At 69.8% G+C, this 10,100-nt stretch carries 10 protein-coding genes; 9 read left to right on the top strand and 1 reads right to left on the bottom strand.

What is annotated here, in order from left to right:
• The first annotated feature begins 1,027 nt into the window (after positions 1 to 1,027).
• Complete coding sequence (locus tag ACPT94_RS41985; protein ID WP_425248146.1) at positions 1,028 to 1,258, top strand: DUF4190 domain-containing protein; 231 nt, start codon at positions 1,028 to 1,030, stop codon at positions 1,256 to 1,258.
• Positions 1,259 to 1,267: 9 nt separating this feature from the next.
• Here ACPT94_RS41985 and ybiA read toward each other — a convergent pair whose 3' ends face one another.
• On the bottom strand, positions 1,268 to 1,825 hold the full coding sequence (ybiA, locus tag ACPT94_RS41980; protein ID WP_425248144.1) for a riboflavin biosynthesis intermediates N-glycosidase: 558 nt from the start codon (positions 1,823 to 1,825) through the stop codon (positions 1,268 to 1,270).
• A gap of 210 nt (positions 1,826 to 2,035) precedes the next feature.
• On the opposite strand from ybiA, the gene ACPT94_RS41975 reads away from it, so the two are divergent.
• From ACPT94_RS41975 to ACPT94_RS41940, 8 genes are all read left to right on the top strand, one after another.
• Positions 2,036 to 3,571 (top strand): gamma-aminobutyraldehyde dehydrogenase, encoded by a 1,536-nt coding sequence (locus ACPT94_RS41975; protein WP_425248143.1) that lies wholly within the window; start codon positions 2,036 to 2,038, stop codon positions 3,569 to 3,571.
• Between the two features lie 53 nt (positions 3,572 to 3,624).
• Positions 3,625 to 4,872, top strand: coding sequence for an ABC transporter substrate-binding protein (locus ACPT94_RS41970; RefSeq protein WP_425248142.1), 1,248 nt, complete (start codon positions 3,625 to 3,627; stop codon positions 4,870 to 4,872).
• Positions 4,873 to 4,877: 5 nt separating this feature from the next.
• Positions 4,878 to 6,044, top strand: coding sequence for an ABC transporter ATP-binding protein (locus ACPT94_RS41965; protein ID WP_360352007.1), 1,167 nt, complete (start codon positions 4,878 to 4,880; stop codon positions 6,042 to 6,044).
• Positions 6,044 to 6,973 (top strand): ABC transporter permease, encoded by a 930-nt coding sequence (locus ACPT94_RS41960; protein WP_360352010.1) that lies wholly within the window; start codon positions 6,044 to 6,046, stop codon positions 6,971 to 6,973. The genes ACPT94_RS41965 and ACPT94_RS41960 overlap by 1 nt, the downstream gene beginning before the upstream one ends.
• A gap of 1 nt (position 6,974) precedes the next feature.
• On the top strand, positions 6,975 to 7,775 hold the full coding sequence (locus ACPT94_RS41955; protein ID WP_360352013.1) for an ABC transporter permease: 801 nt from the start codon (positions 6,975 to 6,977) through the stop codon (positions 7,773 to 7,775).
• 56 nt (positions 7,776 to 7,831) lie between these two features.
• A complete protein-coding gene (locus ACPT94_RS41950; protein ID WP_425248141.1) occupies positions 7,832 to 9,265 on the top strand; it encodes an NAD(P)/FAD-dependent oxidoreductase in 1,434 nt (477 codons plus the stop codon).
• 98 nt (positions 9,266 to 9,363) lie between these two features.
• Positions 9,364 to 9,816: a hypothetical protein gene (locus tag ACPT94_RS41945; protein WP_425248140.1), complete on the top strand. Its 453-nt coding sequence runs from the start codon at positions 9,364 to 9,366 to the stop codon at positions 9,814 to 9,816.
• A gap of 33 nt (positions 9,817 to 9,849) precedes the next feature.
• Positions 9,850 to 10,100 (top strand): hypothetical protein (locus ACPT94_RS41940; RefSeq protein WP_425248139.1); only part of this gene is annotated, 251 nt, incomplete at its 3' end.

The following is a 10,100-nucleotide window of genomic DNA, read 5'->3' as shown; positions in this document are numbered from 1 at the left end:
ATGGCGGCTGCGGGTGAGTGGGACTGCGCCGTGCGGCCACGACCCGGGCTCGCCGTCTCGCGGGTGCGGGAGCGTTGTGGCTGCGCCGCAGCGGACACGGCTCGCTCCCGTGCGATGGCGGCTGCGGGTGAGTGGGACTGCGCCGTGCGGCCACGACCCGGGCTCGCCGTCTCGCGGGTGCGGGAGCGTTGTGGCTGCGCCGCAGCGGACACGGCTCGCTCCCGTGCGATGGCGGCTGCGGATGCGTGGGGCTGCGCCGTGGCGTTGCGACCCGGGCCCGCCGTCTCGCAGTTGCGGGAGCGTTGTGGCTGCGCCGTGCCGTCGTGGTCCGCTTCCGGCGGAGGGCGGGTGCGGGCGCGCTCCCGAAGGTGCGCCGCGCTGCTATGGCCCGCTGGCGTGCGGGTGCGGGTGGGTGGTGGTTGGGGTGGGCTGTCCCGGGGGTTGGGGGTGGGCCTTAGCATTGCGGGACGCGACAGAGGGGGTTCCGCGCATGTCCGACGACGTGCCGACGGCGGGAGCGGCGGAGAGCGGGGCGGGCGCCCGTGGTCCGTGGGGTGCGCCGGGGTCTGTTCCCGAGGGGGTCGAAGGGCCGCAGTACGCGAGTTCCGAGGGGGACGATCCGGCTCCCGAGGTGAGCTTGGACAAGAGCGGTCCCGGTGGGACCGTCGCTTCCGACGAGCCGTTGGTTGTGCCGTCCGTGCACGATCAGCGGACGGTCACCTCTTTGCCCGGCGTGGGTCCGGCTGTGGGGGACGGCGCCTCGCAGGGGTGGGCGAGTCCGGTCGGTCCGCCGGCACCGGAGAACGGGGTGCCGGCTTCCTTTCCGCCGCCCGACCCTGCGACTGCGGCCGGTGGCCCCCATCCCTTCGCGGTCCCTGGTGACGGGGCGGTTCCGCCGCCGCCGATCGCTCCGGACGGGCCCGGCCAGGTGTCGTACGGCTACCCCGTGGGCTACGGGTATCCGGCCCAGCCCGGTTACGGTGCTCCGGGCTACGGGTGGCCCGGGATGCGGCCGGCGGAGAACGGGATGGGCATCACCGCGATGGTGCTCGGGATCGTGTCGGCCGGGGGGTTCTGCCTGTGGCCGGCCGCCCTGCTCGTGGGGCCCCTCGCCATCGTCTTCGGCGCGATCGGACGGGCGAAGGCCAAGCGGGGGGAGGCCACCAATGCCGGTCAGGCCCTGGCCGGGATCATCTGCGGCGTCGCCGGAACCCTGCTGGCGATCGGCCTGATCGTGCTGATGATCGCGGCTCGCTGAGCGGGGCCCCTACCGGCCCCGCAGTCGATCCCGCGCCTCCATCAGGGCGAAGCCCAGGAGGTTGGGTCCTCTCCAGCGCTCCGGGTCCGAGGCGGCCTCGTCGTCCGCGGCGAGGCCGATGCCCCAGATCCGGTCCACCGGGCTCGCCTCCACCAGGATCCGCTCGCCCGTGTTCAGCAGGAACGTCCGCAGCTCGGGATGTGCGGTGAACTTGTGGACGCTGCCCTCGACCACGATCCGGAAGCGCTCGCGCTCCCAGGTCGACTCGTCGAAGTCGCGGACCAGGCGTCCGGCCTTCTTGGCCTGGGACGGGTGCTCGGCGGCCAGGGCCCGCTTCTCCGCTTCGGCGTCGCCGAAGAGCCGGGCCTTGCCGGCCATCATCCAGTGCTCGGCCGTCGCGTAGGTGATGCCGTCCACCACGAACGGTGACGGCCACCACTGGCTCAGACAGCTCGCGCCCACCTGTCCGTCGGGGCGCGGCCGGTGTCCCCAGAAGTGCAGGTACTTGATCCTCGCCCCCGTCCGGGCCTCCCTGACCAGGGCCTCCCAGGAATCGATCTTCTCCATGCACGCCACTGTGGCACGGGCCACTGACAGTGCGTCGCTCTTTTTCCGGGCAACTCGACACCTGGTCGACAGATTCCGTCGCGTAACCAAAAGGCAACAACGGAATCACTTGTTGGAGAGCCGCTGCTCTGTCAGGATCGGCACTCAAATCAAGCTGGAGCTACGACACCCGCCCCCACGTAAAGTGGGGCGAAGGTGGAGGAGAGCGACATGCACAACCCGGGCACCGCCACCCCGGACCGATTTCCCGTACAGGAACGTCTCGCGGAGGGCGCTCAGTACATCGCGGGGCGCCTCAGGAAGGGCACGTCCGGCCGGACGCACGCCGTGGTCGACCCCGCCAGTGGTGAGGAGGTCCACCGGTACGAGCTCGCCGGGGCCGACGACGTCGACGCGGCCGTGGCCGCCGCCCGCGCCGCCTTTCCGGAGTGGGCGGGAGCCACTCCCGGCGAGCGCTCCGACGCCCTGTACCGCTTCGCCGTCGTCCTCGCCGACCACGCCGAGGAACTCGCCCGTGCCGAGTCCCTCCAGTGCGGCAAGCCGCTCAAGCTGACGCGGGAGTTCGACGTCCCGGGGACCATCGACAACACCGGCTTCTTCGCCGGGGCCGCCCGCCATCTCCAGGGGCAGTCCGCGGGGGAGTACTCCGGCGATCACACGTCGTACGTGCGGCGTGAGCCGATCGGCGTCGTCGGGTCCATCGCGCCCTGGAACTATCCCCTCCAGATGGCCGCGTGGAAGATCCTCCCGGCGATCGCCGCGGGCAACACGATCGTGCTGAAGCCCGCGGAGCTGACCCCGCTGACCTCGCTGCTCTTCGCCCGGGCCGCCACCGAGGCGGGCATTCCCGACGGGGTCGTCAACATCGTCACGGGGACCGGGAAGGAAGCCGGTGAGCGGCTCGTCGGGCACCCCGACGTGGCCATGACCTCCTTCACCGGTTCCACCGCCGTCGGCAAGCGGGTCGCCGAGATCGCCACCGCCACCGTCAAGCGGCTCCACCTGGAGCTGGGCGGCAAGGCGCCCTTCGTCGTCTTCGACGACGCCGACCTGGAGGCCGCCGTCCACGGCGCGGTCGCCGGCGCCCTCATCAACACCGGCCAGGACTGCACGGCCGCCACGCGCGCGTACGTGCAGCGGCCCCTCTACGAGGCGTTCGTCGAGCAGACGGCCGCCCTCATGGAGACCGTACGGCTCGGGGATCCGTTCGCTCCCGGCACCGACCTCGGGCCGCTGATCTCCCACGCCCAGCGGGACCGGGTCGCCGGCTTCGTCGACCGCGCGCGTGGCTACGCGCGCGTGGTGACCGGCGGGGAGGCTCCCCAGGGGGAGCTCAAGAACGGCGCGTACTATCTCCCCACCCTGATCGCGGACGCGGCGCAGGACAGCGAGATCGTCCAGTCCGAGATCTTCGGGCCGGTCCTGGTCGTGCTGCCGTTCGACAGCGACGACGAGGGGATCCGGCTGGCCAACGACACGCCGTACGGACTGGCCGCCTCCGCGTGGAGCCGGGACGTCTTCCGGGCGAACCGGGCGACACGTGAGATCAAGGCCGGGTGCGTCTGGATCAACGACCACATCCCGATCATCAGCGAGATGCCGCACGGCGGCTACCGGGCGTCCGGCTTCGGCAAGGACATGTCCTCGTACTCGTTCGAGGAGTACACGCAGATCAAGCACGTCATGTTCGACAACACCGCGGTGGTCCGCAAGGACTGGCACCGCACCGTCTTCGGGGACCGATAGTCACGACCACGGCCGCTGACCAGGCCGAACCCTCCCGAAAGGGCACCACGCGCATGGAGCAGTACGAGCCCGACCGCCTGACCCCGGCCCAAGTGGCCGCCATGCGGCGCAGCCTGCGCAACGGCCGGGCCGCCATGACCCGCCGTTCGCTGCTGCGCGCCTCGGCGGGCGGCGCCCTGACGCTGGGCGGCCTCGGGGCGCTGAGCGCCTGCGGGATCCCCGCGGCCGGCAAGACCGAGGGCGGCACGTCCGCCGAGGACCACTCGGCGAAGGAGAAGACCGTCAACTTCTCCAACTGGACCGAGTACATGGACGTCGACGACTCGGGCAAGCACCACCCGACGCTCGAGGCGTTCACCAGAAGGACCGGCATCAAGGTCAAGTACACCGAGGACATCAACGACAACAACGAGTTCTTCGGCAAGATCAAGCCGCAGCTCGCCGCGGGCCAGGACACCGGCCGCGACCTGATCGTCCTCACCGACTGGCTGGCCGCCCGCCTCATCCGCCTGGGCTGGGTCCAGAAACTGGACCCGTCCCACCTGCCGCACGCCTACGCCAACCTGTCGAGCCAGTTCCGCAGCCCCGACTGGGACCCGGGGCGGGCCTACTCGTATCCCTGGCAGGGCATATCGACCGTCATCGCCTACAACAAGAAGGCGCTCGACGGCATCGAGGTGAAGTCGGTCTCCGACATGCTCGACAACCCCAAGCTGAAGGGGCGCGTCGGCTTCCTCACCGAGATGCGCGACAGCATCGGCATGACGCTGCTGGACATGGGCAAGGACCCGGGGAAGTTCACCGACGACGACTACGACGCGGCCGTCGCCCGTCTCCAGAAGGCCGTCGACAGCGGTCAGATCCGCCGTTTCACCGGCAACGACTACACCTCGGACATCACCAGCGGCGACTTCGCGGCCTGCATCGCCTGGGCCGGTGACGTCGTCCAGCTGAAGGCCGACAGCCCCGACGTCGACTTCGTCATCCCCGACAGCGGCTACATGACGTCCAGCGACAACATGCTGATCCCCAACAAGGCACGTCACAAGACGAACGCCGAGCGGCTCATCGACTACTACTACGAGCCGCAGCCGGCCGCCGAGCTCGCCGCGTACATCAACTACGTCTGTCCCGTCGACGGTGTACAGCCCGAGCTGGCGAAGATCGACAAGGATGCGGCGAACAACCCGCTGATCATCCCCGACAAGGCCATGCAGGCCAAGTCCCACGCCTTCCGCTCGCTGAGCTCGAAGGAAGAGACGGCCTACGAAGCAAAGTTCGCGAAGCTCACTGGGGCGTGACGACGATGAAGACGACAGACAGCAGCGGTGACGTCCGCCTCTCCGGCATCGGCAAGACCTACGGCTCCTTCACCGCCGTCCACCCGCTCGACCTGACCGTCCCGCAGGGCTCCTTCTTCGCCCTGCTCGGCGCCTCCGGCTGCGGCAAGACCACCACCCTGCGCATGATCGCCGGTCTGGAGGAACCTTCCTGCGGCACCGTCCACCTCGGCGACCAGGACGTCACGGCGCTCCCGCCGTACAAGCGCCCGGTGAACACGGTCTTCCAGTCCTACGCCCTCTTCCCGCACCTCGACATCTTCGAGAACGTCGCCTTCGGTCTGCGCCGGCGCGGCATCAAGAGCGTGAAGAAGCAGGTCGAGGACATGCTGGACCTCGTACAGCTCGGGGAGCAGGCCCGCAAGAAGCCGCACCAGCTCTCCGGCGGCCAGCAGCAGCGCGTCGCCGTGGCCCGCGCCCTGATCAACCACCCCAAGGTGCTCCTCCTCGACGAGCCGCTCGGCGCCCTCGACCTCAAGCTGCGCCGCCAGATGCAGCTGGAGCTCAAGCGCATCCAGACCGAGGTCGGCATCACCTTCATCCACGTCACGCACGACCAGGAGGAGGCCATGACCATGGCCGACACGGTCGCCGTGATGAACGCGGGCCGCGTCGAGCAGCTCGGCTCGCCCGCCGACCTCTACGAGAACCCGCGGACGACGTTCGTCGCGAACTTCCTCGGCACCTCCAACCTGATCGAGGCCGAGGTCGACTCCAGGAGCGGTGACGACATCGTGCTCAAGGCGGGCGACGGCAAGCTGGTGCTGCCCGAGGCGCGCTGTGCCGCACCCACCAGTGCCGGCGGCAAGGTGCTGGTCGGTGTCCGCCCGGAGAAGATCGCCCTCGCCCACGCCGACGACGCGGGCGGGATACCGGCCGGCCGCAACCGCGTCACCGGCAGGATCACCGCCACCTCCTTCATCGGCGTCTCCACGCAGTACATCGTCGACAGCGCGGTCTGCCCCGAACTCGAGGTCTACGCGCAGAACGTCGACCGTGACGCCCGGCTCGTCCCCGGCGCCGACGTCGTCCTGCACTGGAGCCCCGCCCACACCTTCGGCCTGGACGCCGCCCAGTCCCTGCTTGCTGGGACAACGGGCTCCGCCGGCCTCGAAGAAGAGGCGGCCGCCTGATGACGACGCTCACCGAGGCGCCCCCGCCTCTCTCCCCGGCGGCCCCAGAGAGCGAGCCACCGCGCAGGCGGGGCCGCTGGACGCCGTACTGGCTGCTGCTGCCGGGCCTGCTCTGGCTGCTGGTCTTCTTCGCGCTGCCGATGATCTACCAGGCCTCCACGTCCGTGCAGACGGGCTCCCTGGAGGAGGGCTACAAGGTCACCTGGCACTTCGCGACCTACTGGGACGCGCTCGGCGAGTACTGGCCGCAGTTCGTGCGCTCGGTCTCCTACGCGGCCGCCGCGACCGTGCTGTGCCTGCTGCTCGGCTACCCGCTGGCGTACCTGATCGCCTTCCGGGCGGGCCGCTGGCGGAACCTGATCATGATCCTGGTGATCGCGCCGTTCTTCACCAGCTTCCTGATCCGCACGCTCGCCTGGAAGACGATCCTCGCGGACGGCGGGCCGGTCGTCGGCGCCCTCAACACCCTGCACGTCCTGGACGTCACCGACTGGCTCGGCTGGACGGCCGGCGACCGCGTCCTGGCCACGCCGCTCGCGGTCGTCTGCGGTCTGACGTACAACTTCCTGCCGTTCATGATCCTGCCGCTGTACACCTCGCTGGAGCGCATCGACGGACGGCTGCACGAGGCGGCCGGCGACCTGTACGCGAGGCCCTGGACCACCTTCCGGAAGGTCACCTTCCCGCTGTCGATGCCCGGCGTGGTCTCCGGCACGCTGCTGACCTTCATCCCGGCGGCCGGTGACTACGTCAACGCCGAACTCCTCGGCTCGACCGACACCCGCATGATCGGAAACGTGATCCAGACGCAGTTCCTGCGCGTTCTGGACTATCCGACGGCGGCCGCCCTCTCCTTCATCCTCATGGCCGCGATCCTTTTCATGGTCACCTTCTACATCCGCAGGTCCGGGACGGAGGATCTGGTCTGAAATGCCCTTCGTCAACTGGCTCAAGCGCAACCTCGTCGTCATGGCGGGACTTCTGACACTCGCCTATCTCCTGCTGCCCAACGTCATCGTCACCGTCTTCTCCTTCAACAAACCGAAGGGGCGCTTCAACTACGCATGGCAGCAGTTCTCCACGGACGCCTGGAAGGACCCGTGCGGGGTCGCCGGCCTGTGCGGCTCGCTGTCGCTGAGCCTCCAGATCGCGTTCTGGGCGACGCTCGGCGCCACCGTCCTCGGCGCGATGATCGCCTTCGCGCTCGTCCGCTACCGCTTCCGCGCCCGCGGGGCCGTGAACTCGCTGATCTTCCTGCCCATGGCGATGCCCGAGGTCGTCATGGCGGCCTCGCTGCTCACTCTGTTCCTCAACATGGGCGCCCAGCTCGGGTTCTGGACGATCCTCATCGCCCACATCATGTTCTGCCTGAGCTTCGTCGTCACGGCCGTCAAGGCGCGCGTGATGTCGATGGACCCCAGGCTGGAGCAGGCCGCACAGGACCTCTACGCCGGCCCCTTCCAGACCTTCGTCCGGGTCACCCTGCCGATCGCCGCCCCCGGCATCGCGGCGGGCGCGCTGCTCGCCTTCGCGCTCTCCTTCGACGATTTCATCATCACCAACTTCAACGCGGGCTCGACCGTCACCTTCCCCATGTTCGTCTGGGGTTCGGCGCAGCGCGGAACGCCCGTGCAGATCAATGTCATCGGTACGGCCATGTTCCTCGTCGCCGTACTGCTCGTCCTGACCTCCATGGTCATCGGAAACCGCCGCAACAAACAAAAGGCATAAATCCTCACCGGCAAAATAAAAAACTGCTGGAAAACCTCTCGTAGGGAGTTGAAATCATGGCCCCAAGCGCCATGAACAGTGGCAGAGACAGCAACTGGACGAAGTCCCTTTCCGAAGCCCAGCCGGTCCCGTACTGGCTGGAAGACCCCGGCAAGCCCCGCCCCGAGCCCGCGCTCACCGGCGCCGAGACCTGCGATCTGCTGGTCGTCGGCGGCGGCTACAGCGGACTGTGGACCGCGCTCGTCGCCAAGGAGCGCGAGCCGCAGCGGGACGTGGTGCTGCTGGAGGGCCGCGAGGTGGGCTGGGCCGCCTCGGGCCGCAACGGAGGCTTCTGCGCGGCCTCCCTCACCCACGGTCTGCCCAACGGCCTGGCCCGCTGGCCGGACGAGATCCACCAGCTGCAGAAGCTGGGCGAGCGCAACCTCGACGAGATCGAGGCGGCGATCGCCCGGCACGGCATCGACTGCGACTTCGAGCGCACCGGCGAGATCGACGTCGCGACCGAGACGTACCAGGCGTGGGAACTGCGCGACTGGTACGAGGAACTCGAACGCAAGGGCCTCGCCGACGGCATCGAGTTCCTCGACGCCGACGCGGTCCGCGAGCAGGTGAACTCACCCACCTTCGAGGCGGGCCTCCACGACCGCCGGGGCGTGGCCATGCTGCACCCGGCCAAACTCGCGTGGGGCCTCAAACAGGCGTGCGCACGCCTCGGCGTCCGCGTGTACGAGCACACGCCCGCGCTGACACTGAAGCCGTACGGCGCCGGCATGGCCGTACGCACCCCGTACGGGCAGGTCCGCGCCCGGCAGGTCGCCCTCGGCACGAACATCTTCCCGAGCCTGGTCAAGCGGGTGCGGGCGTACACCGTGCCGGTCTACGACTACGCCCTGATGACGGAGCCGCTGAGCGCAGACCAGCTGGCGTCGATCGGCTGGAAGAACAGACAGGGCCTCGGCGACAGCGCCAACCAGTTCCACTACTTCCGGCTCTCCGCCGACCACCGCATCCTCTGGGGCGGCTACGACGCCATCTACCCGTACGGCGGCCGGGTCCGTGCCGAGTACGACGACCGGCCGGAGACCTACGCCAAGCTCGCCGGGCACTTCTTCACCTGCTTCCCGCAGCTGGAGGGCGTCCGCTTCACCCATGCCTGGGGCGGCGCGATCGACACCTGCTCGCGCTTCTCGGCGTTCTTCGGTACGGCGCACCAGGGCAGGGTCGCCTACGCGGCCGGCTACACCGGGCTGGGCGTCGGCGCCACCCGGTTCGGCGCCGAGGTGATGCTGGACCTGCTGGCCGGGGAGACCACCGAGCGCACCTCGCTGGAGATGGTCCGCAAGAAGCCGCTGCCCTTCCCGCCCGAGCCGTTCGCCTGGACGGGCATCGCCCTCACCAAGTGGTCGCTGGCGCGGGCGGACGCGCACGCCGGGCGGCGCAACCTGTGGCTGCGGACGATGGACCGGCTGGGCCTGGGCTTCGACAGCTGATTCACTCCAACGGGGGCCCGGAACGCACGTAATGCCAGATGGGGGACCTCCCTCCCCCTTGTGACGCGCACGCGTCCACAAGAAAGGGAGGTCTTCTCATGGCTGGGGCGAAGACGGCCGTCGACTGGCTCGCATCCGTCGCACAGGACCCCGAGGCCTGCCGCTGGGAATGGGAGCGCAACCCCCTCGGGGTCGCCCTGCTGCCCGCCGGCAAGGCCTGGGACGTACTGATCCTGCCGGGCGAGCTCGGCCATCCCACGCTCGACGTCCTCACCCGCATCCTCGACCGGCCCGGGCCCGTGCTGCTCGACTTCGCGGACGACCGGATGGGCTTCTTCGTCCCGCCGGGCACGGCAGCCCGCTGGATCGGCACCGGCATCCGCACGGCCGGCGCCGACACCTGGATCGTCGTCCCCTACCCGGGCCGCTCGACCGGCACCGTCCGCTGGCTGATCCCCCCGGACGGCTCGGGCACCCTCACCGACCCCTCCCTCCTGGAACTGGCCATGCACGAGGCAGCAGCAGGCCCAACCCCACCAGAGACCCCCTGACCCCAATAGCCCACCCGACGGCGGGAGCGCGCGGTGACGACGCACCAGACCCAGCGAAACGCACCGAAGCCCAGGCGCAGCCCCGACGCTCCCGCACCCGCCATCGCACGGGAGTCGGTCGTGGCGGTGCGGCGCAGCCCCGACGGTCCCGCAGTCCCCTTCCGGCGGGAGGGCGTGGTGGCGGCACGGCGCAGCCACCACGCTTCCGCAGTCGCCATCGCACGGGAGTCGGTCGTGGCGGTGCGGCGCAGCCCCGACGGTCCCGCAGTCGCCTTCCGGCGGGA

Source organism: Streptomyces aurantiaciflavus (assembly GCF_049808595.1).
Taxonomy (GTDB): domain Bacteria; phylum Actinomycetota; class Actinomycetes; order Streptomycetales; family Streptomycetaceae; genus Streptomyces.
Note: the sequence above shows the minus strand (reverse complement) of the source record. Positions and strands in the feature narration are given on the sequence as shown.

Coding starts and splice junctions, on each gene's coding strand:
- ACPT94_RS41985 (WP_425248146.1), top strand. CDS start 1,028: ATGGGCATCACCGCGATGGTGCTCGGGATCGTGTCGGCCGGGGGGTTC.
- ybiA (WP_425248144.1), bottom strand. CDS start 1,825: ATGGAGAAGATCGATTCCTGGGAGGCCCTGGTCAGGGAGGCCCGGACG.
- ACPT94_RS41975 (WP_425248143.1), top strand. CDS start 2,036: ATGCACAACCCGGGCACCGCCACCCCGGACCGATTTCCCGTACAGGAA.
- ACPT94_RS41970 (WP_425248142.1), top strand. CDS start 3,625: ATGGAGCAGTACGAGCCCGACCGCCTGACCCCGGCCCAAGTGGCCGCC.
- ACPT94_RS41965 (WP_360352007.1), top strand. CDS start 4,878: ATGAAGACGACAGACAGCAGCGGTGACGTCCGCCTCTCCGGCATCGGC.
- ACPT94_RS41960 (WP_360352010.1), top strand. CDS start 6,044: ATGACGACGCTCACCGAGGCGCCCCCGCCTCTCTCCCCGGCGGCCCCA.
- ACPT94_RS41955 (WP_360352013.1), top strand. CDS start 6,975: ATGCCCTTCGTCAACTGGCTCAAGCGCAACCTCGTCGTCATGGCGGGA.
- ACPT94_RS41950 (WP_425248141.1), top strand. CDS start 7,832: ATGGCCCCAAGCGCCATGAACAGTGGCAGAGACAGCAACTGGACGAAG.
- ACPT94_RS41945 (WP_425248140.1), top strand. CDS start 9,364: ATGGCTGGGGCGAAGACGGCCGTCGACTGGCTCGCATCCGTCGCACAG.